At 44.7% G+C, this 25,815-nt stretch carries 27 protein-coding genes; 18 read left to right on the plus strand and 9 right to left on the minus strand.

What is annotated here, in order from left to right; all coding sequences use genetic code 11:
- Window positions 1-93: 93 nt before the first annotated feature.
- The 6 genes from LQZ07_RS00435 to LQZ07_RS00460 all read left to right on the plus strand — a co-directional run bounded on the left by LQZ07_RS00435 (window position 94) and on the right by LQZ07_RS00460 (window position 4,992).
- Window positions 94-2,328, plus strand: a complete 2,235-nt coding sequence (locus LQZ07_RS00435; RefSeq protein ID WP_152783936.1) for an alkaline phosphatase — start codon at window positions 94-96, stop codon at window positions 2,326-2,328.
- Window positions 2,329-2,373: 45 nt separating this feature from the next.
- Window positions 2,374-2,850, plus strand: a complete 477-nt coding sequence (locus tag LQZ07_RS00440) for a DUF3299 domain-containing protein (protein WP_152783934.1) — start codon at window positions 2,374-2,376, stop codon at window positions 2,848-2,850.
- Window positions 2,851-2,923: 73 nt separating this feature from the next.
- Entirely contained in the window at window positions 2,924-3,580 is a 657-nt protein-coding gene (locus tag LQZ07_RS00445; RefSeq protein WP_152783932.1) for an FMN-binding negative transcriptional regulator, read from the plus strand.
- A complete protein-coding gene (locus tag LQZ07_RS00450) occupies window positions 3,573-4,208 on the plus strand; it encodes a DUF1294 domain-containing protein (RefSeq protein WP_152783930.1) in 636 nt (211 codons plus the stop codon). The genes LQZ07_RS00445 and LQZ07_RS00450 overlap by 8 nt, the downstream gene beginning before the upstream one ends.
- The gene (locus LQZ07_RS00455) at window positions 4,205-4,675 is read left to right on the plus strand and encodes a GNAT family N-acetyltransferase (RefSeq protein ID WP_152783928.1); all 471 of its coding nucleotides are present in this window, start codon (window positions 4,205-4,207) and stop codon (window positions 4,673-4,675) included. The genes LQZ07_RS00450 and LQZ07_RS00455 overlap by 4 nt, the downstream gene beginning before the upstream one ends.
- Before the next feature lie 110 nt (window positions 4,676-4,785).
- A complete protein-coding gene (locus LQZ07_RS00460) occupies window positions 4,786-4,992 on the plus strand; it encodes a hypothetical protein (RefSeq protein ID WP_152783926.1) in 207 nt (68 codons plus the stop codon).
- Between the two features lie 44 nt (window positions 4,993-5,036).
- Here LQZ07_RS00460 and LQZ07_RS00465 read toward each other — a convergent pair whose 3' ends face one another.
- Window positions 5,037-5,459, minus strand: a complete 423-nt coding sequence (locus LQZ07_RS00465; RefSeq protein ID WP_152783924.1) for an organic hydroperoxide resistance protein — start codon at window positions 5,457-5,459, stop codon at window positions 5,037-5,039.
- A gap of 122 nt (window positions 5,460-5,581) precedes the next feature.
- On the opposite strand from LQZ07_RS00465, the gene LQZ07_RS00470 reads away from it, so the two are divergent.
- From LQZ07_RS00470 to LQZ07_RS00515, 10 genes are all read left to right on the plus strand, one after another.
- A complete protein-coding gene (locus LQZ07_RS00470; RefSeq protein WP_152783922.1) occupies window positions 5,582-6,028 on the plus strand; it encodes a MarR family winged helix-turn-helix transcriptional regulator in 447 nt (148 codons plus the stop codon).
- Between the two features lie 132 nt (window positions 6,029-6,160).
- A complete protein-coding gene (locus tag LQZ07_RS00475; RefSeq protein ID WP_152783921.1) occupies window positions 6,161-7,498 on the plus strand; it encodes an MATE family efflux transporter in 1,338 nt (445 codons plus the stop codon).
- 214 nt (window positions 7,499-7,712) lie between these two features.
- A complete protein-coding gene (locus tag LQZ07_RS00480; RefSeq protein WP_152783919.1) occupies window positions 7,713-8,984 on the plus strand; it encodes an O-acetylhomoserine aminocarboxypropyltransferase/cysteine synthase family protein in 1,272 nt (423 codons plus the stop codon).
- A gap of 70 nt (window positions 8,985-9,054) precedes the next feature.
- Window positions 9,055-9,375 carry a hypothetical protein gene (locus tag LQZ07_RS00485; protein WP_152783917.1) on the plus strand — a complete coding sequence of 107 codons (321 nt, stop codon included), beginning with the start codon at window positions 9,055-9,057 and terminating at the stop codon, window positions 9,373-9,375.
- Window positions 9,365-9,682, plus strand: coding sequence for a hypothetical protein (locus LQZ07_RS00490; protein ID WP_152783916.1), 318 nt, complete (start codon window positions 9,365-9,367; stop codon window positions 9,680-9,682). The genes LQZ07_RS00485 and LQZ07_RS00490 overlap by 11 nt, the downstream gene beginning before the upstream one ends.
- Window positions 9,683-9,826: 144 nt before the next feature.
- Window positions 9,827-11,512 (plus strand): glycoside hydrolase family 5 protein, encoded by a 1,686-nt coding sequence (locus LQZ07_RS00495; protein WP_152783914.1) that lies wholly within the window; start codon window positions 9,827-9,829, stop codon window positions 11,510-11,512.
- Window positions 11,513-11,614: 102 nt separating this feature from the next.
- Window positions 11,615-12,286 carry an ABC transporter substrate-binding protein gene (locus LQZ07_RS00500; RefSeq protein ID WP_152783912.1) on the plus strand — a complete coding sequence of 224 codons (672 nt, stop codon included), beginning with the start codon at window positions 11,615-11,617 and terminating at the stop codon, window positions 12,284-12,286.
- Window positions 12,287-12,493: 207 nt separating this feature from the next.
- On the plus strand, window positions 12,494-13,057 hold the full coding sequence (locus LQZ07_RS00505; RefSeq protein WP_152783910.1) for a PepSY domain-containing protein: 564 nt from the start codon (window positions 12,494-12,496) through the stop codon (window positions 13,055-13,057).
- 56 nt (window positions 13,058-13,113) lie between these two features.
- Entirely contained in the window at window positions 13,114-13,794 is a 681-nt protein-coding gene (locus LQZ07_RS00510) for a response regulator transcription factor (protein ID WP_016400004.1), read from the plus strand.
- Window positions 13,733-15,133 carry a HAMP domain-containing sensor histidine kinase gene (locus LQZ07_RS00515; protein ID WP_227981483.1) on the plus strand — a complete coding sequence of 467 codons (1,401 nt, stop codon included), beginning with the start codon at window positions 13,733-13,735 and terminating at the stop codon, window positions 15,131-15,133. The genes LQZ07_RS00510 and LQZ07_RS00515 overlap by 62 nt, the downstream gene beginning before the upstream one ends.
- 483 nt (window positions 15,134-15,616) lie before the next feature.
- On the opposite strand, the gene LQZ07_RS00520 is transcribed toward LQZ07_RS00515, so the two are convergent.
- From LQZ07_RS00520 to LQZ07_RS00535, 4 genes are read right to left on the minus strand one after another with little or no spacing between them, the layout of a single operon-like run.
- Window positions 15,617-16,786 carry an ABC transporter permease gene (locus LQZ07_RS00520; protein ID WP_152783906.1) on the minus strand — a complete coding sequence of 390 codons (1,170 nt, stop codon included), beginning with the start codon at window positions 16,784-16,786 and terminating at the stop codon, window positions 15,617-15,619.
- The gene (locus LQZ07_RS00525) at window positions 16,783-17,964 is read right to left on the minus strand and encodes an ABC transporter permease (RefSeq protein ID WP_152783904.1); all 1,182 of its coding nucleotides are present in this window, start codon (window positions 17,962-17,964) and stop codon (window positions 16,783-16,785) included. Before LQZ07_RS00525 ends, LQZ07_RS00520 begins: the two co-directional genes overlap by 4 nt.
- A 1-nt stretch (window position 17,965) precedes the next feature.
- Window positions 17,966-18,952: an HlyD family secretion protein gene (locus tag LQZ07_RS00530; protein ID WP_152783902.1), complete on the minus strand. Its 987-nt coding sequence runs from the start codon at window positions 18,950-18,952 to the stop codon at window positions 17,966-17,968.
- Between the two features lie 8 nt (window positions 18,953-18,960).
- Window positions 18,961-20,376, minus strand: coding sequence for a TolC family protein (locus tag LQZ07_RS00535; protein ID WP_249483446.1), 1,416 nt, complete (start codon window positions 20,374-20,376; stop codon window positions 18,961-18,963).
- Between the two features lie 427 nt (window positions 20,377-20,803).
- Here LQZ07_RS00535 and LQZ07_RS00540 point away from each other — a divergent pair, with 427 nt between their 5' ends.
- Both LQZ07_RS00540 and LQZ07_RS00545 read left to right on the plus strand, forming a co-directional pair.
- On the plus strand, window positions 20,804-20,962 hold the full coding sequence (locus LQZ07_RS00540; protein WP_194164176.1) for a hypothetical protein: 159 nt from the start codon (window positions 20,804-20,806) through the stop codon (window positions 20,960-20,962).
- A 144-nt stretch (window positions 20,963-21,106) separates the two neighbouring features.
- Window positions 21,107-21,460: a DUF805 domain-containing protein gene (locus LQZ07_RS00545; RefSeq protein ID WP_040306614.1), complete on the plus strand. Its 354-nt coding sequence runs from the start codon at window positions 21,107-21,109 to the stop codon at window positions 21,458-21,460.
- A 20-nt stretch (window positions 21,461-21,480) separates the two neighbouring features.
- Here the strand turns inward: LQZ07_RS00545 and LQZ07_RS00550 are convergent, their stop codons facing one another.
- The 4 genes from LQZ07_RS00550 to LQZ07_RS00565 form a co-directional block, all read right to left on the minus strand.
- On the minus strand, window positions 21,481-21,984 hold the full coding sequence (locus tag LQZ07_RS00550) for a M48 family metallopeptidase (RefSeq protein ID WP_152783901.1): 504 nt from the start codon (window positions 21,982-21,984) through the stop codon (window positions 21,481-21,483).
- 80 nt (window positions 21,985-22,064) lie between these two features.
- Window positions 22,065-23,003 (minus strand): DMT family transporter, encoded by a 939-nt coding sequence (locus tag LQZ07_RS00555; protein WP_152783898.1) that lies wholly within the window; start codon window positions 23,001-23,003, stop codon window positions 22,065-22,067.
- 342 nt (window positions 23,004-23,345) lie between these two features.
- Entirely contained in the window at window positions 23,346-24,611 is a 1,266-nt protein-coding gene (gene yjeH / locus LQZ07_RS00560) for an L-methionine/branched-chain amino acid transporter (protein ID WP_152783896.1), read from the minus strand.
- Between the two features lie 104 nt (window positions 24,612-24,715).
- Entirely contained in the window at window positions 24,716-25,525 is an 810-nt protein-coding gene (locus LQZ07_RS00565; protein ID WP_152783894.1) for an ABC transporter substrate-binding protein, read from the minus strand.
- Between the last annotated feature and the right edge of the window lie 290 nt (window positions 25,526-25,815).

Below are 25,815 nucleotides of genomic sequence, written 5' to 3' on the forward strand. Positions count from 1 at the left end.
GCTTAATATAAGTGTCATTAATCGTAGCTAGCTTTCCCGCGGTATTTATTTCGATGTATCCGCAAGTTAATCAGTACTTATTGAGGAAATGTAATGCGTTTAGGGAAAGTATTAAAAGTAGTTGCAGGGGTGTCTATCGCATCTGCTGTAGTCGGTTGTAATAGTGATACTGAATATGTGTATCTCGATCCACCCATCGCCGACAGTATTGATTTAGGGCCGTTTAAATGTAGCGATGAAGAAATTGCTGCCGACGCCAACAAAGATTGTCGCTTGTATATCAAGGGTTCTATGAATAGCTGGTCTTCGCGCCCAGAAGCTCAATTGCACTACCAAGGCGACGGTGAATACATTGCCTTATTTAGCATGCAGCCAGGAGAGTACTCCTTCAAAATCTCTGACCCAAGCTGGAGTGCCGAGCGCGACTTAGCGATTGGTGAAGACGCCGATGCTGAAGTGGTATTTGATATCCCAATGGAACTGCAACGCAAGTACGATGACTTTGGTAACCAAAACATGGATATCACCGTTGCCGACGATGAAGATCAGGTATTTCGTTTTACCCTTGATGCTTCAGCCACCATCGACAATCCAACATTGTTGATTGAAAACATCACCGATAGTGACGTTGATAATTTAAGCCAAGCTATGTACCTAGTAGGCACCTTCAACGACTGGACCGCCGACGAAAGCAGCCAATTTAGCTATGCCGGTGCAGGTAACTACCAACTACAAATGAACTTTGCAGAAGCCGGTACCATTAGCTTTAACTTACACCAAGGCATCGATTCACCATTGGTTTATGGCTCTTTAGATAATCAGCCAATTAGCTTAACCGAAGGTGAGTCGTCACTGACAACTTACCCAGGCGGCAAAATGTCGGCACAGGTAGAAGCGGGCAGCTACGTATTTTCACTGTCTACTTTGGGTGATGGTCAGCAAGCTGTGCCACTTACCTTGGCAAAAGTACGTGCAGTGGTTGGTCACGACACCGTAACTGTGGCTAACTTGCCTACCAGCTTAACGGCAGACGGCAGCACCTTTGCGCAAAGTTACCACTGGGACACAGAAGGTGACATGAGCGTTACCCTAACTGACGATGATAGCCAAACCATTAGCGACATTCGCAAACTGGCCAGTGCTGATGCTACCGGTCGTTACCAAGTAAACTTAACCACCAATCAAGGTTTAGCGACTCAAACCAGTTCTAGCCAAGAGATTGATGTCATTGATCTTGAATCAGCCAACAACATTGTATTGATGATTGGTGACGGTATGGGTTACGGGCAAATTGATATTACTCGCGCCTACATGGGTGAAGCCTTATTCCTAGAGTCTGGTAAGCATCGCGGCGATATTAAAACTGCCAGTGCCGATACCTTGGGTTACGAGAACTTGGCAGAGCTAGGCATGAACTATTACACCGATTCAGCGGCGGCAGCCACGGCAATCTCAACTGGTCGTAAAGCCATATCTGGCACCATTGCACAAGCTCGTCCGGGAGATGGCTCTGATTTAGAAACCATCATGGAATATGCGCAAAAGCAGGGCAAATCGGTAGGTATTGTGGCAACGTCACACTGTGTTCACGCAACGCCTGCGGCCTTTGTTTCACATGGTCCAAATCGAAATGATTTTGTGACGCTTTCAAAAAGCATGTTTGGCGATGTAAAACCTAACGTAGCCTTATGTGGTAGCAAGCAAGTTGATGGCGTAGATGTGATTAGCCAGCAAGCTGACCTAGGTGGCTACACTATCGTGAAAAACAAAACCGATATGATTCCTGCAGTAGCGGCTTTACCTGCTAACGACCCAAATGCAGAAATTCTATTTGCCGGTATTTTTGGTGAAGATGAAATTCCTTACATATTGCCTTTGGGAGATCAAAAAAGTTACGAAGAGCAAGACATTCCACAGTTGAATGAAATGACCCAAGTAGCGATTGAAATCTTATCGAAAAATCCAAATGGCTTTGTATTGATGGTAGAAGGTTCACAAATCGACTTTGCTGGCCACCTCAACGATGAAGAGCGCTTAATTCACGAAACCATTGCTTTTGATAAGACAGTGGAAGAAGTGGTTAATTGGTCTGATTTACGCAGCGACAGCATGGTGATTGTAACTGCAGACCACGAAACCGGTGGTTTGGTACTTGAGAAAACCAACGGTATCGGTGTTGTACCAGAGGTAAGTTGGAAGTGGGGAAGCCACACTAACGTAGATGTGCCTATTGCATCTTGGGGTCTAAATTCACACGCCTTTGTGGGTCGTACGGTAGACAATACCGCTATTTACAATGTTATGCGTGGCGCTTTAGACGCTAATTGATTTACTAAGCTAAGCCCGGCGCAAGTCGGGCTTAAAGGTCTTTTTATGTTGCGTATTATATATTTAAGTTTACTGGTTCTGTTTAGCCCGAGTGTGTTAGCTGCGGCGAACCCATGGCAAACACTCATTCCTGAGCTGGAGCGTGGTCAAAAGCCCGCACCCATCAATCATGATGTGCAGTTAGATGAACGTGCCCCACAAATTAAAACTGGTGGCTTAGTTCATGCTCTCGATGGGCAAAACATGCGTATGCCCGGTTTTATTGTGCCATTAGAAAGTGATGGCAACAAAATCACCGAATTCTTTTTAGTGCCATTTTTTGGCGCGTGTTTGCATTTACCACCGCCACCACCTAATCAAATTATTCACGTTAGTCATCCCAAGGGAATAGATATGATAGAACCATGGGAAGTGGTTTGGATTAGCGGAGAAATGCAGGTAAAAGCTACCGATGTAGAGGGCTTGGCTAGCGCAGGTTATGCCATGACCTTATCGAAAGAGCCCGAAATGTACACACCATAATTGCCCAACTAAGGCTAGTGTAGCGCTCCCGTTCCGTGAGAGTATTTAGCAGAACAACAGGGAGCAACACTACGTGCATATACCAACGCATTTTAAGCAACAAGATTGGCATCAAGTATCTACGCTGATTAGCGAATATCCTTTAGCCTGTATTAGTACCGTTAGTGAAGCGGGTTTAGTGGCCGATCACGTACCTCTACTACTGGCTAAGAATGCTGAAGATAGTTGGTGTTTGCAAGGGCATATTGCTCGCATTAATCCTTTAGCAAAGCGTTTACTTAATCCTCTAGCTGCTTTGGTGGTGTTTCAAGGGGAAGATGCTTATGTTTCTCCTAATTATTACCCTTCAAAACAAAGTAACCCTAAAGTGGTGCCAACTTGGAATTACCAAGCTGTGCATATTAATGGGACCATGACTACACAAGATGATCTTGCTTGGAAGTTAAGTTTGTTGCAAAGGCTAACTGAGCAAAACGAGCAAGCCCAAAGTCAGCCTTGGCAAGTGAGCGATGCACCCGATAAGTTTATTGAACAGTTAAATAAAGCCATTGTTGGTTTTGAAATAAGCATTGATAGCTGGCAAGCGCAATTTAAGCAGAGCCAAAATCATAGTGTCGAAAATCAGCTTGGCGTTGCTAAAGGACTCGCTAATACCAATCCGCTAATGGCAAAACAGATTGAGCGCTTTGCCCAAAACTTGGCGATAAAAGGCCGAGGTGAAAATGGCTAAAGCAAAATTGGCCTCGTGGAATCGGGCTAAGGGTTTTGGCTTTCTCAGCTTGAATAGCGAGTCTAAGCAGTTGTTTGTGCACATAAGCAGCTTTGTGGACAAAAAGCTCGACCCAGAAAAGTTAGTTGGCCATTGGCTTAATTGCACCTTAGCGAAGGATAAACAAGGTCGTCTCTGCGCTAAGCAGCTGCGTTTAGTGGGTAGTAAGCCAGCATTTTCTAATAAGCCAAATGGTTTAGCCAAGCGAGCGGGCATCCCTGCGTTGGCTTTCTTTGTTTTACTGCTTAGTTTGGTGCTATTGCAAAAACTGCCACTGGCTTTGCTAGTGTTCTATGTAGTTATGAGTGTGGTTACTTTTGCTTTATACGCCCTAGATAAATCGGCAGCGCAAGCCGGTCGCTGGCGTGTTCAAGAGCTCAAGCTGCATGTGTTTGCGCTTATTGGTGGCTGGCCAGGTGCGATGTTCGCCCAACAAACGTTGCGGCATAAAACTCAAAAGCAGTCTTTTCGCTGGGGTTATTATTGTACGGTGCTACTCAATATAGTTGCTCTAGCTTATTTGCTTAGTCCTAATGGCGAGCCGACGTTGCTAGATATTAATCAAGCTTTGTCGAGATTATTGCCATGATGGTCACTATCACGGCTTACACCGATGAATATTGCCAAGCAGTGGCCGATTTGTTCACCCAAGCAGTGCATGCCATCGACGATGAGTTTTATTCTAAAGAACAAAAAGCTGCGTGGGCGCCGCTAGATATAGACTATTATCGCTGGCAACAGCGCTTGAAAAGCAAACACTGCTTTTTAGCCTTAGCTGATAAGCAGTTGCTAGGATTTATTGAATTAGCAGCAGACTATATTGATTGCTTTTATGTTGCGCCGCAGCATCAAGGAAAAGCAGTGGGCCAAGCGCTTTATCAACATGTTGAAAGCATTGCTCGAGAACAAAAGCTTGCCGGATTACGAGTAGATGCCTCATTGGTGGCCAAAGACTTTTTTAGCAAACAAGGCTTTGCTGTTGTGTCGCATAATCAGCTGCTTCGGCTGGGGATAAGGCTGCAAAATATTAGTATGTACAAGGGGTTCTATTCTTAAGCAACCAGCTAAGCATTGACGAATTGACTTGCTGACAATTCTCATAAGGAGTTTGTTGAGAAAGTTGCCTAATATAGTTGCTTAAGCGCAGTGTGAGGGAGAGTTTAGCAATGCGAAGAACCCTAATCATTCTTAGTTTACTGATAACCAGCGCTTGCAGCCAGCAGCAGGCCTACCATGCCATGCAGGGCAACCAGCAACGACAGTGTGACAAGCAAACTAATCATCAAGATTATTTAAGCTGCATGGATGAAGCCGACGTGAGTTATGAAGAATATCAGCGGCAGCGACAGTCTTTGTTAGACAAAGACAAATAGTGAAAAAACCAAGCCTAAGCTTGGTTTTTTTATTGAGCAGCGGCTTATAAGGCAGCGCCATTTACTGACAGTTTTACATCAATATTGCCGCGAGTCGCGTTTGAATACGGGCAAACTTGGTGGGCCACTTTTACCAACTCTTCCGCTGCAGCCTGTTCTAATTCAAGCTCTACCGCAAGCGAAACGGTTAGCGCAAAGCCGCCGTTGTCGTTAGGGCCAATGCCTACGGTAGCGGTTGTAGGGGCAGATTTAATGGCCACTTTACCTTCTCGAGCCACATGCAAAATAGCGTTAGAAAAACACGCTGCATAACCTGCGGCGAAAAGCTGTTCTGGATTAGTGGCTTCGCCGCTTCCGCCCATCTCTTTTGGATAGCTTAATGCTAAATCTAGTTTTTTATCGTCGGTACTTACTTGTCCATTGCGGCCGGCTAGTGCAGTTGCTGAAGTTGTGTATAGAGTTGTCATCATCGTTACCTTTTATTTTTAAGTTGTGTGCAATTTAGTTGTCTGCAGCTTTAGTTGAGGCGAAAACGAAATGCAAGTATATTGTGCACAATTTATTTTTAGTGAAACATTAGAGTGCAGTGATGAGTAAACAGCAAAACCATGTAGCTAGCCTGAGTTTAGATAAGCAATTGTGCTTCTCCCTGTACAGTGCTTCGAACGCAATGGGACGGGCTTATCGTCCACTGTTGGATAAGCTGGATCTTACTTATTTACAGTACATTGTAATGATGGTGTTGTGGGAGCACGATAGCGTAAGTGTGAAGAGCTTGGGTGAGCGCGTTCACTTGGATTCAGGCACCTTAACCCCGCTATTAAAGCGCTTAGAGGCTAAAGGTTTAGTGCTTAGAGCCAGATCGGAGCAAGACGAGCGAGTAAGAGTTATTAGCCTTACACCGCAAGGTGTAGCAATGCGTGGGCCAGCCGAAGCAATCCCTCAAGCCATGTTATGCCAAGCTGATTTACCCCTAGAAGAGTTGCAAGCACTTAAAGCGGGTTGTGATCGCTTGTTAGCGAAGTTAATGAAATAGCATGCACAGCTTTTAAGGTTTATTGAGGCTTCGCTGCAAATTTAAGAAAAATAACAATTAAAGTGAAAATCGTAAGCTTATAAGTGCTTTAGCTGGTTACAATGTAGTGTTGCCCAACACCGGAGCCGAAGTATGCCGCAAGCCGCAGTAAATAAACTCAAATTGTTTAGTTTGGCGTGGCCTATTTTAATTGAGCAGCTTACCGGCGGCATTGTTGTAATGGCCGATATTTACTTTCTTAGCCTGTTGGGAGAAGAGGCCGCCGCGACAGCGGGTTTATTAATGCCTTACCTATGGATTGGCTTTTTTGTGCTGCCAATGCTCTCGACCGGTGGCACGGCTGCCGCCTCTCAGTATTACGGGGCGAATAAGCTTGATAAAGTCGTGCCGGTATTTATGACTAATGTGGTGTTGCTGGGCCTGGCTGGTCTAGCATTTAGTCTGTTTACCTACCTTAATTTCGACAATATAGCACTTTGGCTTAACTTCCCTGTGCAGATGCAAACTTACGCAGAAGAGTACTTAGCCATTATGGCCTTCACCTTTGGCTTCTTTGGGTTGCGTTGTGCTTATGGCTCAATTCTAGCGGCTAAAGCAATGACCAACTGGAACATGTTGGCCTCGCTGCTCACCAATGTGATGAATATATTTCTAAATGCGACGTTCTTTTTTGGTTGGTTTGGGCTTGAGCCCATGGGCTTAAAAGGCATCGCTTTGGGCACAGTGTTGTCTTATGCCTTTGCTTGTGTGGTGGTGATGCTGATTGTGCACATAAAAGCGCAAGTAAGCTTTGAGTTTACGTGGGCAATATTGCCGCGCATGCGTGCAGTGATAAAACCGCTGATGAAAATTGCTATTCCCTCAGCAGCCGAGCCTGCTAACTATACCTTGCAGCAAATCGTAGTAGCGGGAATATTGGCGAGTTTAGGTGTGCTTGCGGTATCTTCTTATACTTTTGTTCTGCGCTTTTTGTTTATTTCTATGGCGGTGAGTTGGTCTTTGGCGGCCGCTGGGCAAATCATCATGGCTCACCACATGGGAGCGCGAAAGCTGGATGAAGTAGACGCCACATACAATCGCTGTATTAAGCTAGCCATGCTGTTTGCTTTTGCCAATATGAGCTTATTTGCGTGGTGTTATCAGCCCTTGATTAGCTTGTTTAGTGACGACCCACAAGTTGCATTCTATGCCAAATGGTTGCTGATTATTTGTATCGTGATGGAGCCGTTTCGGGCGATCAATATTGTAGCCGGAATGGGCTTAAAAGCGGTGGGCGATGGCAGGTTTGCCGCCACTGTTGGGGTTGCTTTTATTTGGGGCGTGGTGCCCATTATTTATCTTTGCTCTATCTCTTGGCAGCTTGGCATTATTGGCGCTTGGGCCTGTTTTGCTTTAGACGAAGTTATCCGTGGCCTGATTAACCACTGGCGCTGGAAAACCTACCGTTGGCACAACATGGGAATAACCTAAGTCGCTGACAAAAATTAGCTCTAAAGATAAACAGCCCCTAGTGATGGATCACAAAGCGCGATACTTCTATTATCTTTTGTAGCGTAGTTTAGGCTACAACTAACACTTTACGTTGATCCTCGGTTTATTGCTGGTGGCCAGTAATAAATGGAATTGCCGCAGTATTTGCAGCGGCAGACAGGGTTGTTTTATTCCTTTAGCAGCGAGAACAGTAATGAAATTAGAGTCTTTAGCACTTCATCATGGTTATCAATCGGAAGCTACCACTAAAGCGGCCGCGGTGCCTATCTATCAAACTACGTCTTACACTTTTGATGATACTCAGCATGGTGCCGATCTGTTTGATTTAAAGGTTCCGGGTAATATCTATACCCGTATTATGAACCCTACAACCGACGTGCTAGAGCAGCGGGTTGCAGCTATGGAAGGAGGCATTGCTGGTCTTGCTTTGGCCTCTGGCATGGCTGCCATTACCTACGCGATTCAGTGTATCTGTGAAGTGGGCACTAATATCGTAAGCACTAGCCAGTTGTATGGTGGAACTTACAATTTGTTTGCCCACAGTTTCCCTAAACAAGGCGTAGATGTGCGCATGGTATCGGCAGACGATTACGCTGGGTTTGAAGCGGCTATTGATGAAAATACTCGCGCAATTTTCTGTGAGTCAATTGGTAACCCAGCAGGCAACGTAGTGGACTTGGTTAAGTTAGCCGAAATTGCCCATAAACACGGTCTACCTTTAATGGTCGATAATACCGTTGCTACGCCGTTTTTATGTCGGCCGATTGAACTAGGTGCCGACATCGTTATTCACTCATTAACTAAATACATTGGCGGGCATGGCACTTCTATTGGCGGCATTATTGTTGATTCCGGCAAGTTTGACTGGGTGGCGAATAAAGAGCGCTTTAAAATCTTAAACGAGCCAGATCCGTCTTATCATGGCGTGGTGTATACCGAAGCGCTAGGCCCTGCGGCCTACATTGGCCGCTGTCGCGTAGTACCACTGCGTAACACTGGTGCGGCTATATCACCGATGAATGCTTTCCAAATTTTACAAGGTTTGGAAACGCTGGGTTTACGAATGGAGCGCCACTGTGAAAATGCTGAAAACTTAGCTGCTTACCTTAAGCAACATCCAAAGGTTGAATGGGTAAACTACGCTGCTTTGCCTACCAGCCCTTATAATGAGCTGTGCGAAAAGATTGTTGGTGGTAAAGCCTCTGGCATTTTGAGCTTTGGCATTAAAGGTGGAAAAGAAGCTGGTGGCCGCTTTATTGATGCCCTGCAAATGATTTTACGTTTGGTGAATATTGGTGATGCTAAATCGCTTGCTTGTCACCCAGCATCCACCACTCACCGCCAGTTAAATGATGAAGAGTTAGCAAAAGCAGGTGTAAGTGCCGATTTAGTCCGTATCTCGGTAGGCATTGAAAACATCGGTGACATCATCAACGACGTTAGCCAAGCGCTTGATAAAGCCTAAGCTACAAACTGTTGATTGAAATATCAAAAGCCACTTGATAAAGTGGCTTTTTTTGTTAAGGAACAACGATTTGGGTAAGTTCACTTTGGGAATCTTGTTACTCGGGTGTTTTAGCTCTTATGCTTCGGAACTATCAGAACCGTTATTTGGTATTGTGGTGACGGAGCATAACGAACGCTTTCTTAAATTAAGAAATCATTCATCGGATAGCCTGTATCTAGATATCTATGGGCAAGATATAAAGTTGGCACCCAAGTCAGGTTCGCTCATCGACTGCCAAGCTTTCGCTGAACTAGAGATTAAATTTGTAGAATCTGAAACAGTGTTTTTTAGTGTGCCATGTAGCAGTTTAGTGGTTTTCAAAGAGGGCTTTGAGTTAGATGTCTATTAGTTGGCTAAATAAGTCCCTTTCAGTATTAGTAATATGCCCTTTATTGTTTGCTTGTTTAGACCAAGGTGGTGGAGACGATCCAAATACCTATTCATCATGTCGAATCACTGAATCAAAAGCTTTGCTTCCATGGGACAGCTATGAAGATGAGAATCAATGCTGGAACGCAAATGGCAATGGCTATGAGGAATATGAAGACGCTGTTATTTGGTGTGAAAGGCAAGTTACTGAGTACCGGCAAGAAAAATATACTATTTTACCGTCAATGACTTACGGCATATATACGACAAGCTGCCCTGCCTTTTAGTTTTTAACTTGTAATTGATGTCGCTTTTTTATCTCTCGTAACGATTTTTCATATTCTTCAATTAGTTGAACTTGGCTTTAGTTTCTCTTTGTAGCGCTGCTTATAATCGTAATGTGGTTTCGCTAGCCTTAAAAGGAAAGAGTCATGCGGCTTGTTTTATCAGTAATAGTTGCAACGGTTTTACTTAATTTGCTGGCCTGCAGTGCTGCAGGGGGCAAGCCCGATATGGCTCTCGAACAAGTTCAAGTCTACCAATCCGCTAAACCCTATGATGACAACTTGCGTCTGCGAGTTGATGGCCGTTTTATTGTAAATGGCAAAGGTGAAAAAGTACGTTTAAAAGGCGTGGCCTTTGGCAATGAGGTATGGGCTAATACTCGCATTCCAAGCCAACATCACAACGAGCAAGATTATATTCGCCTAAAAGAAATGGGCTTTAATAGCATTCGTTTCTACCTAAATTATCAAACCTTTGAGAGCGACAGTGCGCCCTATAAATACCACCAGTCGGGTTGGGATTGGTTAGATAAAAATGTGCAGTGGGCAGAAAAGCATGGCATTTATCTTGTGCTCAATATTCATGTTCCCCAAGGCGGTTTTCAATCTAATGGTGCGGGCGATGCCTTGTGGGATAAGCGTGAAAATCAGCTGCGACTAATTAGTCTGTGGCAAGCCATTGCCAAGCGTTACCAAGGCCACCCCAATGTAGCTGCCTTAGATTTACTTAACGAACCGGTCACTACACGCAGTAAACAGCAGTGGGAAGATCTTGCTAACGAGTTAGTAACGGCAATTCGACAAGTTAACCAGCAACAAATGATTTTTGTAGAGCGCTTGTTGGCTGTGAAAAACCAATGGCAAATCGACGAGCAGCAAAACTTCTTTAAGTTGGCAGATTCCAATGTTGTCTACCAATATCACTTTTATGAGCCAATGGCATTTAGCCATCAGCAAGCCTCATGGTTACGCCAATACCAAGTTCCAACCTCTTATCCTGATCCCGATAGGCTGAAAGTGATTGGTTCACCTAGTTGGTATGGCGCCCAGTTTGATAACCCAATAATCAACGCCGACAGCGATTGGCAGTTTGTAGAAGGAAAGAAACTACAGCACCAAGACTCAAAAATTGATTTGATTTATCCAGCCCTCGTATCGGCAAATAATGCTGGTGATAGCTTGTTCAAGCAGGTGGTGATTAATGAATATGCACCAGATGGTAAGGAGCTTCTGCGTGAAGTGAAAATTGACCTAAGCCAACACGCAGATTGGTACTTGTGGTCGGCTAATCAGCGTGGTCGTTCGCAACACCTTCGCCAGGGAGGTGAAGATATATTGCAGATTAGCGCGACAACCAGCGATGCCAATAATGGCAGCTCGCAACAGTTTGTTGTGCCTAAAGTTGGTCATTTCTATCAAATCTCTGGTTGGGTGAAAACCCGTGGAACCGGTGCTGCTAGCCGTGTACAGTTGCGTTTAGATTTTCAACATGGGCTTAAAGATATTGTTGCTTGGGACAAACAACTCATTGAGAAAATGATTGAGCCCATGGAGCGTTGGGGCGAGCAGCACCAAGTACCGCTTTATCTTGGTGAATTTGGCTGCATTCGCGGTTGCTTTGAACAGCAACGCGGTGGTTTGCAATGGGTGAGTGACGTGCTAGACGTTGTCGATCAGTACCAAACCCATTTTAACTTTCATAGTTACCATGAAGATGCCTTCGCTCTATATTACGGCTATGGCCGTTTACCCACCGAGAGCAATGCCAATCAACAGTTAATTCAGCTATTTAAGCAGCGGCTGAATGAGCCTTATATTAAGCCAGGTCAATAAATAAACAAATTTGTCAGTGATGTGACTTGATTTGAGAAGTAATCAACTACACTAAAAAGTAGATTGTCAGTTATTACTTTCTTTTGAGATTAAGGAAATAGCATGCGAACTGTTTGTTTGATCATGCTAACACTCTGTTGTGGTTATTTGAGTGCTGAGCCTAGTTTGCGCATCTCTACCGTTAAAACCATCGCTGCTTATCCTCATGTAAGTGATACGGTAACTGCTGCTTATTCAGAGCTAGGTTACACAGTGGAAATTGTTCCTATGCCTGCCAAGCGCTCTCTACGTCATGCGCGAGATAATCATGATATTGATGCCGAGCTAGCCAGAACCCGCTATGCCGCCAGTTACTTACCTAATCATATTTTGATCCCGGTGCCGGTAGGCCATATCACCATTGCTGCCTTTGTAAAAAAAGACAAGGCGCTAGTGAGCGATTGGCAAAGCTTGCAGCAATACAGAGTAGCAGGGGTGCGAGGGCATTTGTTTCTAGAAGAAAAGATGCGTAAGCACAACAGTACTCAGTTTTTTAATACCGCCCATCAAGCGCTCACTATGCTCGGCCGAGAGCGCGTTGATGTAGTTGTATTGCCCCTGTCACTTGGCGAATACGTTATTAAAAAGTATTGGCATAAACAAATCACTGTGGTGAGTCCTGTGCTCGACCAAGTACCGCTTTATCATTTCCTGCACAACAAACACCAAGACAAAGCGGAACATTTAGCCGAAGTCTTGCGAAAATTTACTACCGAGCCTTTGGCGCAGTACTAAAAATACCGCTAAAACAAGCACCGAACTATTTGATTAATCGTTTATTTTATTCTTATAAACGCTATCATTTGGGCAATGGCTAGGTACTTATTGCTCAGCTAGTCTCGGTTTTTTTTAAGATGAACAAAATGTAATGTTGTGGCCACCTTGCGGTAAGGGCGGTTCTAGTAATCTGCTCATGTCGATTACACAACGAGGATTAGCCAAATGAAACTTCCAATTAAATTATCGAAAAAAATCTGTGTTGCTGCTGCGGTTGCATTAACGTCTACAGCGGTGATGGCCGATGATGATGCGCTTTCTGCTTTAGCAATCAAAAAAGCCGGTTTTAGCTTAGAGCAAGCAATTGAAAAAGTGCACAACACTTATCCAGGACAAATTACCGAGCTAGAGTTAGATGATTACCGTGGCCAAGCTGTTTATGAAGTAGATGTAGTAAACCTTGCTCAAGAGCAAAAGCATAAACTCAAGCTAAGCTTAGCCGATGGCGAAATGCTTAAAAACGAAAGCAGCAAGCTAAGCATATTGGGTGTAAGCAAATTAGATGAAGACGAGCGTATAGCGCTTGAGCAGCTAGCAGAATCTGAGCTGTCCCTGCAACAAACTGTGGCCATGCTGAACAGCAAATACCAAGCGCAGGTTATTGAGTTTGAATTAGAGAATGAAAAAGGCATTACCTTTTACAAATTCAAACTACTGGGTGAGCAAGGCAAGCAGCGAGTGATTGTTGATGTGGCAAGTGGTGAAACCATTCCGGTTTTAAAACATTAAGCGCAAAAGTAGAGGCAGCCAATGTGTTGCCTCTTGGCATTTTTAAGGTAAGCAATGTGCGAATACTAATCGTAGAAGATGATCTCACTACTCAGCAGTTTTTGCAGCGTGCGCTTAGTGAGCAAGGCTATCAAGTAGATGCAGCCAGTGATGGGCAAGAGGGTTTATTTCTGGCCTTAGAGCAGGACTATCAGCTAATTGTTTTAGACCGCATGCTGCCCAAACTTGATGGTTTAACGGTGTTGTCTACCTTGCGTAATGCTAATAAGCACTTACCAGTGCTAATACTTAGTGCCTTAGACAGCGTAGATGAACGAGTCAAAGGCTTGCGAGAGGGCGGCGATGATTACTTAGTTAAGCCTTTTGCCTTAGCAGAGTTGTTGGTGCGCATCGAGATTTTGCTGCAGCGTCAGCGTGGTCAAACAGAGCCAAGTTTAAACAAGCTACAAGTAGCCGACTTGAGCATGGACCTATTAGCAAGGCGGGTATGGCGAGGCCAGCAAGAGATCCAGCTACAGCCAAAAGAGTTTAAGTTATTGCGCTATTTAATGGAGCATGCTGGCCAGGTTGTTACCCGCACCTTGTTGTTTGAAGCGGTGTGGAATTACGATTTTGATCCACAAACCAATGTTATTGATGTGCATGTGGCACGTTTACGAAAAAAGGTAGAGCTGGATGGCCATAGCCCCTTACTTGAAACCGTGCGTGGCGTGGGTTACCGCATGGTGGAAAAGTAAACGTCAAACTGGCTATATGTGGCGGTTAACCCGCACTAGCTCAGTTTGGCGATTAACTCGAATGTATACCGCACTGCTGATGCTAGTAGTGGGGATTTTGTTGTGGGTACTGTATCAGCTAAGCATTGGCCAGCTAAGTCGGAGTCAAGACCAGCAGCTTGGCCAGTTGATTCAGCAACAAAGCTTGTTAGCTAAAGAGTTAAACTCGCAAGACTTTATCAGCCAGTTTTTATTGCAAGCTGAGCAATCTCGCCAATTTGTACTGGCCTTTGATAATGGTCAAACAACCTATGGGCGCTTAGATGCTATTCCCAAACGCTTGGCTCAGTGCCCGGCATTAAAGCGTTTCCCCGTCTACAACTACAACAAAATCCGTCTTTATTCTGGCTGCGTGCAAACTCTGGAAGGTGGTCGGCTGATGGTAGCCAGCGACGACGAAGCGCTGTTTGATTTACGTGAACACTTTATTCAGGCAAGTATTGTTGCACTAAGTTTGGCCTTGGTTTTAGGCATTGTGACGGGGTGGTTTTTCTCGGCGCAAGTATTGCGACGGGTAAACAGCATTAATCGTATTGCTCAACAAGTGGAAGCGGGTGAGTTAAGTGCTCGAGTAGTGTTGAGTCCGCGTAACGATGAGTTTGATCATATGGCCACGCACATCAATAAAATGTTGGCGCAGGTCGAGCATTCATTTGATGCCATCGCCGGGGTAACCGATGCCATTGCGCATGATTTACGTACTCCTTTGGGCCGTTTGCGTTTGCGGCTAGAGCAAGCGTTACTCGATAGCGAACAGCAAGCAGTAAGTCCTGAACAATTAGGGAGTATGCTGCAGGAGCTGGATGGCATATTAGCGACGTTTAGCTCGATGCTGGAGCTTACCCGTTTAGAACATCAGCAGCAATCTAGCTTTAGTGAAGTAGAGTTGGAGCAGATTGCTGAAGATGCCGTGGAGCTGATTCAGCCCTTATGCGCCGAGCGCCAGCAAACTGTTTCGTTACATGTGGAGCAAGCGTGTTATTTAAAAGGCGATGCCACTCTGTTGTTTCGAGCGGTTTATAACTTACTAGAAAACGCCAGCAAATATGCCGGTGAGAAAGCGCAAATTCAATTAAGCGTTAAGGCTAATGGCTTTGCCATGAGCGACAATGGCCCTGGTATTCCAGAGGCTGAATTAGACAAAGTATTTCAGCGTTTATATCGCTTAGAAAGTAGCCGCAATAGCCCTGGTTACGGTCTGGGTTTGCCACTAGTGAGAGCGATTGTTCGTTTGCATGGAGGCGAGATTAAACTGCAGAACCAACAGCCAGGCTTACATGTTGTTGTGAAGCTAACTTAAGCAGCTAAAAATAAAAAAAGCCAGCTTTGCAAGCAAAGCTGGCTTTTAGGTCTTATCAATTCTTTCCAGATACCGCAGAGAAGGCCTATGCTACCGAGAGCAACTTATGAGTGTACTTTTACCTTTTTAAGTTTGTTAGCTTTTCGAGCAAAGTAGTTTACGTAATAAGTAAAATAAAACTGTTCCATAGTATTCCCACCATCCAATGTTAATCACTGATGTGTCAGGCAAACGGCCTAATCACACGCACAACCGGCCTAAACCAAGGTTGCAAGGTGCGAGCAAATTGCTCTACATCTAAAACTTAACACTGCACAAATTTGTTTACAGAGTGAGCAACTAGAACTGTGACAAATATTGATAAGTTGTTGTAATTGTGTATTTAAGATGTGAGCGCTTCGAGCTTATGAAAATTACTTTTCCGTTTGCTAATTAAGCTAATGATTTAAAGAATGTTTAGTTTTTAGGATAAATGTCAGATTATCAAAGTAGCTTTTCGACCTTGTTGAGAGAAGGAGTCGCTTTCGCTTTTTGCATATGGAGTAAGGCTAGCGCTAAGCTACTAAAGGTAATCGCCAGTATCCATAGATGAGCAAAGTGGCCTTGAATCTCGCTAAAGCTGGCGCCCATTTGGTTGAGTTTTAACATCGCTAACACCATTGGTTTAGCAGGTACTAGATCGGCAATAATGTTAATTGCAGATGGAATAGAGCTTAGCGGCCAGATAAAACCACATACAAATACTGTTGGTAGCGAGGTCATTAAACCAACTATGGTGGCGTAGTCTCGTTTAGGTAATATAACCGCAATACATTGGGCTAAGCCTGCAGTAGCGATTAAAAAAGGCAATAGCAGCTGGCAGATATGGGCAATGTTCGCCCAGTGATGTACCCCGTAAAAATTTAATACCACACCAAAATAAAAACTGCTCATCAAACTATAGATCAAGCTAAATAGTAAGCTGCGAACCAGCACTAATTGCCAAGGGCTAGCTCGCCTTAATAATGTTGATTGTGAGGTAAAGGCTGGCGCAGCATGTAGCCCAACTGCGATGAGTAGCGTTTGGTGCAAAATCACAATAAACACTGCAGGAATGACATAATCCAGATAGCCTTGGTGGGCATTAAAGGCTGCATTGGCATTTAGCTGAATGGGTGAATGTAAGGTGCTGGCAAGTGCTAGCGGGATGCCATCGGCTACCATCTTGGCTACTTTTACTTGTGCCGCTAAGGTGCCAGAGGTACTGGCTAAGCCTTGTACTATGGTTCCATAAACCAAAAAGTAAGACGCATCCCCAGCATAGGATAAAGTGGGTGAGCGGCCCATTAATACATCTCTATAGAAATGCTCGGGAATCACCAATAATCCACCTACTTCACGCTCCACCAACTGTTGCTGAGCTTCTTCAATGCTAGCAACTTGGCTGGTCACTTTTAGCAAAGGGCTGGCGTCTACCATACGAATTAACTGGCGACTTAGTTGGCTGCCATCAGCATTAATTACTGCAATAGGTTGTTGTAATGGCGTTTGGTTTAAGTAGGGCTGAGGATACAAAAAAGCGTACAGCAGTAAACCGCCAAATACCGTGAGTATAAGTGCCCGATTACTAAGAACTCTGCGTAGCTCTATACGCAATAACAAGCATGTGTTCATGTGTTTAGCCCCACGTTGTGTGGATTACTAAAGCGTATTTTCACCAGCCACGCTGCGCTGATAAAGGCGATGCCGAATAGTAATAAAGCCGATAAGTTAGGTAATGATTGTAAAGCGCTAGCGCCGTAGTTGGCTTGGGCTATTTGCACTTCAATATAATGGGTTATCGGAATAAGTTGTCGCCAAAATTGGGCGAACCAAGGCATGTTGCTGACCGGAAACGTTACCCCCATAAAAGCAAAGCTAGGTGCTGTAAGAGCGCCTGCGAAACTAAGCGCCCGTGCTACATCTTCAAACAGCAGCATAAAAATTAAGGCGATGGCTTGAGAGGCAACCACACACAACAGTAAGGCCAGTAGCAATACACTCCAAGAGCCTCGCATTGGCCAGTCAAAACCGTGGAACATTAAGGTGCACAGTAATATGCCTTGCAGCCACAACAAAGCGCCAAAAAAGCTAAGTTTTATGGTTAGCTTTTGCCAAGCTTGCTTGGCTAGCCAGCTTTTAAAGCTATTGTCTTTTAGCTCTGAACCCAGCGCCAAAATCATTACCGTCATGATCAAAATTTGCCAAAATGCAGGTAATGCTGCCGATACAATAAATTGGGCATAGTTGCTATTACCGTTATATAAGGCGCTGATTTGATTGCGAATAGGCACAGCACTGCCCAATGCTTGTAAAGTTTGGGTATTGCCGTGGCTTAGCGCTTTTGCCACAGCAACTTTGGCGCTAAAAGTACCGTGAGCTTGTTGCAAAGCAGAGTTGATTTGTTTGCCTATTACCATGAACTGGCTGTTGTAATAAGCCGCAACGCTAGGTGTTTGTGCCAGCTTGGTATGCTTTTCCATATCGGCTGGAATTATTACTAAAGCTGATACTTCCCCGGTGCGTAACATAGAACGGGCTTGTGGTTCACCGTAAACACTGCGTACTTTTAGGGTTGGGCTAGCATCATAGTGATTAATTAGGCTGCGCGATAATTGGCTATGATCGTGGTCAACCACGGCAATCGGTAGCTCACGGGTTAAACCTGAAGAAAATACCCACCAAACGGCTAAAAAAGCGAACAATGGCAACCAGGTGAGCATGGCCATTAGCCAGCGATTGTCACGCAGCAAAAGCCACTGTTGTTGATACAGTTGTCTCAGACTAAGCGGAGGTTCACTGGTGGCATTCATCTTAAGGTTGCTCAAGCTTAACAATGGCGCTCATGCCTACACGTAATTGCTCTATCTGCTGCAAGGGGCGGGCTTCAACTTCAAAGGTGCGTAAATCAAAGCCTGTACGGCTATCGGTGGCGCGCCACGTGGCAAAATCACCCATTACTGCCACATGGGCTACTTCAAACTTATAACTTTGATTATCCAGGGCCGGTAGCATGGCGCTAAACTGTTGGCCTTTTTGAAATTGGCTAAGTTGATCTTCACGAACGTGCAATACCAACCAAGCATCTTGCATATCAATAATAGATACCACCGGGAAGCCAGTAGGCGCTAACTCGCCACTTTGCAGCAGCAGTTGGCTTACCTCGCCAGAGTGCCAGCTTGTCACTAAGGTGTCGCTGGTGAAGGCTTCTACCTCTGCTACTACACCTGCTGCTGCGCGGGCTTGCTCTAAGGCTGCGCGCTTAGTTTCGTCACGGGCACCTTCTTTGGCTAATTGATACATCTGTGAGGCGGCATTTTCGGTATAACGCGCTGCTTGCCATTGGGTGTAAGCTTCGTCGCGTTTTTGCTCGGCAACCACGCCATCTTTGTACAGGTTATCAACCCGCTGGTAGGTTTTTTCTGCCAAGTTAGCGGCTGCTAAGGCTTTTTGCCATTGGTCTTTAGCCGCGGCTATTTCTTGTGCTCTAGCGCCGTTTTCAGCTTGCTCAGCCATGGCTGATGCTGCTTGTTGGCCAGCTTTGGCTTGCTCTAATTTAGCATCTAATTCAGGACTAGTGATGGAAAAAATTAGTTGCCCAGGCTCTACTTGGTCGCCTTTTCTCACTAATACTTGGTCGATCCGCCCAGCTACTTTGGATGAAATATTGTACTGCTGAGCTTCAATCTGGCCTTGCAGCGTATAGGGCTGCGGCTGGTAAGCCTGCCAAAATGAATAAGCAACCCAAACAATAATCGCCAGCAAGGGCACAATGGGTAACACCGCGGAACATTTACGCATAATAGACCCTAGTTAAATCGATAATATTGAGAAAAATTGGCCATTTCACCACTTAAGGCAGTGAGTTTAGCCAATGCAATTACATGGCTATAAGCGGCCGATTGACGCTGAGTTTTCACGCTTGCTTGGTACATCTCGGCATCCACAACGTCGAGAGATGTCGCTAAACCTTGGCTAAAGGCTTTTAGTCGAATACGTAAGTTTTCTTTTGCTAGCGCCAAGGTGGATTCTAGCCCTTGGTATTCTTCTAATGCTAACTCGGCTTCTCGATAGGTTTTTTCTACCAGCAAGCCCAGGTCGCGCTCTGCTTGGGCGCGAATATAAGAAATCTGCAGCACGGTGCTATTGGCGGCATTTACTTTGCCGGAGCGACCAGAGTTATCAATAATTGGCACCGACACACCAACCCCCACCATCCAGTCGGGCGCGTATTTAGCGGCTAAGCTGTCGCCTTTGTAGATGTCATAGTTACCAAACATGTATACCTCTGGCATGTAACCGCCTTTGGCTATGGTCACCATCTTTTTAGCTTGTTCTGATTTACTGTCCAATATCGCTAAACCCGGATAACTGTTTAGGGTTTGCGACATATAGCTTTCTAGCTCAGGGATGTCTGCTTGAGTGAATAAGCTAGAAGTGGGTTGAATAGCCTGTTGGGCATGCAGCAATTCTTTTAAGGCTAACTGGGCAATTTCATAATTTCGCAGGGCTTTTCTGGTATCAACTTTGGCCTTGTCGTAAGAGGCATCCGCTTGCAGTCGTTCCACAAAGGCGATTTGTCCTTGCTGCTCTAGTTTTACCGCATTACGTTGATGTTTTTTAAGCCCGTCTTCCACCTCTTTATAGGTTTCTGCCACTTGTGCAGCCAGCACCACCCCAAAGTAAACTTTGGCGAGGTCTTCAAATTTAGCCTGCTGCTGCATGGCGAGTACTTTTCCAGCTTCAATATTTTGCTCACGTGCGATATCGATGGCGGCGCCGCGACGGCCACCAGTATACAGCGGCCAAATTGCCCGAATGGAGCTGGTGGTAATGTCTTGCTCAGTGAAGTTAGTTACCGTTGGTAAGTTTAAAAGCGGCGCTAAAATCTGTCCTAGCGCGGGGTCCAAACCACTTAAATCGAGTGATGCCAAAGGCTCTAAGTCTTTTAAATCAAGCGAAACGGGTTTTTCTAAACGGGTGTAATTACCGGTTAAATCTACTTTGGGGAAGTAGAGATCTTTTGCAGCGTCGCGCAGCGCTTCGCTGCGGGCTACGTTTTCCTTATTGGCCGCGAGGCTTTGGTTTTTCTCTAGCACATCTTGCCATGCTTGCTCGAAGCTAATGGCATTAGCATTTACTGGCAGCAATAGGCTAACTAGGCAGCCAAGGCTAGCTAGGCAGCCAAGGCTAGCTAGGTTTAAACCCCAAAAGTGTCTTATCACTTTAACACAGTCCTTATGGTATTAGAGTAAATACTCTACAGTATGCTAGGTGCATTATACAAGTGCTTTGCAGTGAGCATTTTTGCTATTTGTTAAGCCTAGGACAGATTACTGTAAGATGTTTTATTTCGTAGTAATTACTTGCCGAAACAAGCTGTTGAAGCTGGTGCTCACCATTTTCCCAACGGTGCAATTAGCCAATTGTGCGGTGCTTTGCAAGTTGCATATAAAAGCTAGATGATTTTGCTGTTGTAGCCGATGAAATACCCAGCTTAGCCCAGCGAATCCAAGACGCCACGGTGGAAATTCAAAGCATGATTGAAGATCTGCAATCGGGAACTAAGCTGCTATCGAGCTTAACTGAAAAAACAGTGTAAACAGGCCAAAACTAGTGAGCGTTTAATGGGTGAAATAGGCCAAGACCTTAATGTTATTTCGCAATCAGCGCATGCAATATGAGGTGATTAAACAAGCTAATATTTCGTCAGTGCCAGCGGTTGAACAATTGGGTGAAGCAGCTGCAGGGTTAGCGTCAACATTAAAAGGCTATCGCACCAAAGGTGGTAGCAGGATGGTAAATAGCTGAGTTGAGCAGTGCTTAAAATAGCTTATTGATGATCAAGTGACTTATATCATAGTTTCTTTTATAACAATGGCTTAACTTTATTTTCAACTGGTGCTACGAGCACCAGTTTTGGATTGGTTTAGTAAAAGATATAAAAGGAACATAATGGAATACTTTATTGGGGCGTTAAAAAAATACGCAGATTTTTCAGGACGAGCTCGTAGAAAAGAGTACTGGATGTTCATCTTGTTCTACTTCATTTTTGGCATAGCAGCGAACATTATCGATGCCATTATTGGCTTGCCTTTGCTTTCGCTAGTGCTAACGCTAGGTCTAATCATCCCAAGTATTAGTATCGCCGCTAGGCGTTTACATGATACTGGTCGCAGCGGTTGGTGGCAGCTTATTGCGCTTATTCCGCTGATTGGTGCGATTATACTGTTGATTTTCTTGGCGTCAGATAGCCATGAAGACAACAACTATGGCGCTAATCCTAAAGGCGCTGGTGCAGTGGCCTAGGTTAAAAACAAATAGTTGGGCTAGTAAATTGGCCCAACTTCTTCTAGTTGAGTAAGGTAAACCCGCGTATCAAACTCAAGCTGATGGTAATTAGGCAGCATATGCTGGCACAGTTGGTAAAAGGCTTTGTTATGTTGTTTTTCTTTTAGATGAGCGAGTTCGTGTACCACGATCATGTTTAAAAACGGCTCAGGTACGTTTTGAAACAAGCTACTCACTCTTATTTCATTTTTACTCTTTAATTTACTTCCCTGAACTCTCGATACATAAGTATGTAAACCTAAAGCATGGTTTACCACATGAATTTTCTTATCAAAAACAACCTTACTCAGCGGTGCCGATTTACGCATATATTGGTTTTTTAGTGACAAACAATAGTCGCGCAGGGCTTTATCATTATATATGTCATGCGTTGTAGGGTACTTATTTAATAGAAACTCGGCTAAACGCTGCTGTTTAAGCAGATCTTCAATTTTGCTGGTGAGTGCCTCGGGGTAAGCGGCTAAATATTTAAGCGTTGTCATTGTATTTAAGGTTATGGCCAGATGCAGCAATGTAAGCTGAGAATAAAACAAGACATAGCCTTAGGCTATGTCTTGTTTGCTTAGTTCTTGTTTAATAGCGCCACGGCCACCACAACTAGGCCAATACCAGCAATTTGCAGAACACCAATACTGTCGCCAAGTATCCAAGCGGCCATTATTAAGGTAAAAACCGGGCCTGCGCTGCCACTAATCGCGGTGCGTTGTGCGCCGATACGATGGATAGCCTCACTAAATAAAAATGAGGGAATTACCGTAGAAAACAGCGCCATATAAGCCGCATACCAATAAACCTGACCGGGATAGTTGAGCAGTGCGGTAAAGTCCCCGTACAAACTAAAGTGGATGAAAATAGCAATACTGGCGGCAATCATTGCAATAAGAGTAAAAGCTTGGCTGCCGATCTTGGCTACAATGTTTTTGCTAAAGACCAAGTAAAAAGCAAAACTAAAGGCGCTAGCGATAACCAAGCTGGTTCCCCAGATAAGTTGCTGGGGATCATGCTGATGGCTGGTTTCACTCCACATCATTAACCCCACGCCTAACCAGCTAAGGGGTAGGGCAAGCACCACAATTAACTGCGGCTTTTGACGGTAAACTAACCAAGCAAGTAAAATGGTAAATCCAGGGTAGGCATACAATACCACCCGCTCAAGCGGTGCCGAGATGAATTGCAAGCCACTTAAATCTAAAAAGCTAGCTAGGTAATACCCTGCTATTCCAACCAGCGCAGCCGGCACAATGTTACCTTTTAGTTTTTGATGCTCTAAGCGGCCTAACCTCCACCAGTACAATGCTAACATTAGGTAAATCGGTAAACTAAAGGCCATGCGCAGCGTCATTAGGCTGGCGGGGTCGATACCAAATTGGTAAGCCAGCTTGATCCAAATTCCCTTGAGAGAAAACAAAGCGGTAGCCATCAAGGCCAAACAGAGCCCTTTAGCTGCTTGAGAAAAGCGCGGAACGGAAGCGAAGATGTTGCTAGTTTTACTGATAGTCATGTCCTTGCGAGCCTTGTTTTAGGAGTTGGATAAGGCTACGAAGGGCAAGTAAGGTCTGGCTGCACTTCGCAGCCAGTGAAAAAATATCTACATTTCACCGCTGCTAGAAATAAGCAGCAGCCACAGTTTAACCAAGCAAATACTTGCACTGGGTGCGAGTAAGCGACTTAGCTGGTTTGTGGTTAAAAATGCGGTCATATCATTTCCTTGATGATGAATTTTTAGCCTACGGTAATTGAGTTGAAGCCGCAAGCGATTAAGCAAAATAGACGGCTGTTAGATTCTATCTTTGTGGCTGGTTTAGCCCAGAGGCAAACACGCTACTAGGGCTGTAGTTGCTGATCAGCTATTGGCGTCCACCTTGATTCGCGTTTGTAGCTGTTTAAAAGCAACTTGCAACAGCAAGAAAGCTGCACACAGAAGCAATACGTAAATGCTCTGCTGACCTAAGGCAACTAACAGCAAGCAACAAAGCAGCACGCCAACCATGGCGAGTACCTTAAAAAAACCACGCAATAAAATAGCGCCAGCTAGCATACTCAACAGATAAACCATGATGAAATTGCCATTGGCATAACGGATTAACTCGTCCAGTGGTAACTCAAATAGCCAGGCTGCAACACAGCTAACTGCACAAACTAAAACAATGGTGCTAAGCGCATGTTGTGGAATTTTATTTTTGGATAAACGCGCTAACGGTTTTAGCCGCTGACCTTCATCGGCCATGCTCCAAAGCAAGCGCGAAAAGCCTTGTATATAAATGTTGATGCTGGCGTAACAAGCTAAATAGCCCACAATGGCGGCTAGCCACTTGGCTTTTTGACCAAAGATAATGGCGACTAAATGAGGCAGTGATTGGGTATTGGCAAGTTGGTCTCCATAGCTGCCGTATTTAAGCACCACCACCGACGCCGCCCAGTACACAGCGCCAGCCAAAAACACACCCAATAATAAGGCAATGGGGAAATCTCGTTCTGGCCGACGAAACTCTTCGCCCATATGGGCAAAGACTTCAATGCCTACAAAACACCAAAACATCACAGCTAATGCAGGGGCAATACTAGGAATATCGATCTGTTCAGGAAGCTGATAATCGCCTGCTTGCACATCGCCCTGCCACCACAATGCCGCTACAAGCAATACAATCGCAATCGCAATCAAACCTTGAATATTGCCTGAGAGTTTTGCGCCTCCCATGCCTAATAGCCACATGCTGAGCAGCGTACCAAGTTGAATGATTAAGGCGGTATTTGGCGTAATAGAAAACATCGCCTGCCAAAATCCGGTCGCCATCATTAGCGCAGCAGGCAAGCCAACCGGTAACACCGAAATGAATAAAAAGGCCGTGAGCTTTTCGGCTCGAGGCCCTAAGGCTTTGGCAACAAAGTGAGCGGCCCCGCCGGCGTGAGGATAACGCTTGCCTAATGCCGCAAAGGTAAAGGCTATTGGCAATACCAAGCTAATCAGCAATAGCCAGGCTAATAAAGAACTGTGTCCGGCAATGCTAGCGGCAATAGCAGGAACAACAAAGATACCAGTGCCAAGTAAAGAGGTGGCGAGTAATGCGATACCTTGGCTGATGCCAAGTTGTTGATTTAAGCGGCTCATGAATGCTCACAGGATGAATAACAAAGCTAAAGCATAGCGCCAATCAACTCACTTGAAAGCTGTAAAAATAGCGGGAACTAACGCTAAATAGTCGGTGTTTGCCGTTAATTTAACGGTGAGCCCAACCTAGACTCTAGCTGCTTTAAAAGCTCTGCGTAACGGCCGCTTGTTTTGAGCTTTTGTAAACCTTGGTTAAATTGCTGCAAATAGTGCTGATTTTCCGGATGTTTTTTAGAGAGCATAAGCCGAAAGTGGCGTTGCTCTACGAGAGTTTCGGAATAGGTAATTTGCTGGATCTCTGCTTCGCTCAAATGATTGGTCATGTAGTGCAAGGCAACGGTTTTGGTTAGCGCTATTGCATCGATGCGTTGATACAACAAGCGTTCAAATAGGCTTTGGTAATCTCCCACTTTATCTAAGGTAATCAGTTTGCTGCGCGCTGCTTGTTCCAGGGTGGGGTAAGCGGCGGATAATGTTCCGCCTATTATAATACCTTCTAAGTCTTCTATTTTTTGCCAATGTACCGGTTTCGACTTCAAGGAAAACAAAACTTCACTACCACTTACAATGGGCTCGCTAAACCAAAAGTGTCGTTCGCGCTGCTCGGTTTTAATCCAGGCTAAGCTGCCGTGCCACTTAAAGCTTGCTGCGCCATAGCCACGTCGAGCATATTCATATGAGCGTTTCCATGGGTAGTAACCGTAATACGTTTTGATACCTTGTTGAGCAAAAGCTTCGCTAACAATTTGTGCGGCTATGCCGCCTTTTGCCAAGTCTATGGAAAGATAAGGTGGCCATTCACCACTGGTTAAATTGATGTTTTTAACAGCAAATGCTGGGTGCGAAAATGCGTTTAGCAAACTCACCAGTAAACAAAATATACCGAAATAACATTTGCTTAACTTTCTTATCATTATCTTTTTAGTTTATTAACCTTTGCCTTTTTCAAGTGTAGTCGAGGGCTAAATAACGGTGCTTAATTTTCAAACCAACTACCTATTTTGAGTAGCTTTGTAAAAATTATTTCCGCGATTTTACAAAATCAAGATTGCCGGAGTACGTGAATTTTAGCGTCACTTTATTACCCAGATGTAATTATATTACAGATTTTGATGGTTAAATATTCAATATACCTCTTTAGGGTAGTTTAAAGTTGTTATTGATCTACATCATTCTTTTGTTTTTGTTACATCTTATTATCCGC

It is taken from the genome of Agarivorans sp. B2Z047 (assembly GCF_023373605.1).
GTDB classification, from domain to species: domain Bacteria; phylum Pseudomonadota; class Gammaproteobacteria; order Enterobacterales; family Celerinatantimonadaceae; genus Agarivorans; species Agarivorans albus.

Coding starts and splice junctions, on each gene's coding strand:
- LQZ07_RS00435 (WP_152783936.1), top strand. CDS start 94: ATGCGTTTAGGGAAAGTATTAAAAGTAGTTGCAGGGGTGTCTATCGCA.
- LQZ07_RS00440 (WP_152783934.1), top strand. CDS start 2,374: ATGTTGCGTATTATATATTTAAGTTTACTGGTTCTGTTTAGCCCGAGT.
- LQZ07_RS00450 (WP_152783930.1), top strand. CDS start 3,573: ATGGCTAAAGCAAAATTGGCCTCGTGGAATCGGGCTAAGGGTTTTGGC.
- LQZ07_RS00455 (WP_152783928.1), top strand. CDS start 4,205: ATGATGGTCACTATCACGGCTTACACCGATGAATATTGCCAAGCAGTG.
- LQZ07_RS00460 (WP_152783926.1), top strand. CDS start 4,786: ATGCGAAGAACCCTAATCATTCTTAGTTTACTGATAACCAGCGCTTGC.
- LQZ07_RS00465 (WP_152783924.1), bottom strand. CDS start 5,459: ATGACAACTCTATACACAACTTCAGCAACTGCACTAGCCGGCCGCAAT.
- LQZ07_RS00470 (WP_152783922.1), top strand. CDS start 5,582: ATGAGTAAACAGCAAAACCATGTAGCTAGCCTGAGTTTAGATAAGCAA.
- LQZ07_RS00475 (WP_152783921.1), top strand. CDS start 6,161: ATGCCGCAAGCCGCAGTAAATAAACTCAAATTGTTTAGTTTGGCGTGG.
- LQZ07_RS00480 (WP_152783919.1), top strand. CDS start 7,713: ATGAAATTAGAGTCTTTAGCACTTCATCATGGTTATCAATCGGAAGCT.
- LQZ07_RS00490 (WP_152783916.1), top strand. CDS start 9,365: ATGTCTATTAGTTGGCTAAATAAGTCCCTTTCAGTATTAGTAATATGC.
- LQZ07_RS00495 (WP_152783914.1), top strand. CDS start 9,827: ATGCGGCTTGTTTTATCAGTAATAGTTGCAACGGTTTTACTTAATTTG.
- LQZ07_RS00500 (WP_152783912.1), top strand. CDS start 11,615: ATGCGAACTGTTTGTTTGATCATGCTAACACTCTGTTGTGGTTATTTG.
- LQZ07_RS00505 (WP_152783910.1), top strand. CDS start 12,494: ATGAAACTTCCAATTAAATTATCGAAAAAAATCTGTGTTGCTGCTGCG.
- LQZ07_RS00515 (WP_227981483.1), top strand. CDS start 13,733: ATGGCCATAGCCCCTTACTTGAAACCGTGCGTGGCGTGGGTTACCGCA.
- LQZ07_RS00520 (WP_152783906.1), bottom strand. CDS start 16,786: ATGAACACATGCTTGTTATTGCGTATAGAGCTACGCAGAGTTCTTAGT.
- LQZ07_RS00525 (WP_152783904.1), bottom strand. CDS start 17,964: ATGAATGCCACCAGTGAACCTCCGCTTAGTCTGAGACAACTGTATCAA.
- LQZ07_RS00530 (WP_152783902.1), bottom strand. CDS start 18,952: ATGCGTAAATGTTCCGCGGTGTTACCCATTGTGCCCTTGCTGGCGATT.
- LQZ07_RS00540 (WP_194164176.1), top strand. CDS start 20,804: ATGTTATTTCGCAATCAGCGCATGCAATATGAGGTGATTAAACAAGCT.
- LQZ07_RS00545 (WP_040306614.1), top strand. CDS start 21,107: ATGGAATACTTTATTGGGGCGTTAAAAAAATACGCAGATTTTTCAGGA.
- LQZ07_RS00550 (WP_152783901.1), bottom strand. CDS start 21,984: ATGACAACGCTTAAATATTTAGCCGCTTACCCCGAGGCACTCACCAGC.
- LQZ07_RS00555 (WP_152783898.1), bottom strand. CDS start 23,003: ATGACTATCAGTAAAACTAGCAACATCTTCGCTTCCGTTCCGCGCTTT.
- yjeH (WP_152783896.1), bottom strand. CDS start 24,611: ATGAGCCGCTTAAATCAACAACTTGGCATCAGCCAAGGTATCGCATTA.
- LQZ07_RS00565 (WP_152783894.1), bottom strand. CDS start 25,525: ATGATAAGAAAGTTAAGCAAATGTTATTTCGGTATATTTTGTTTACTG.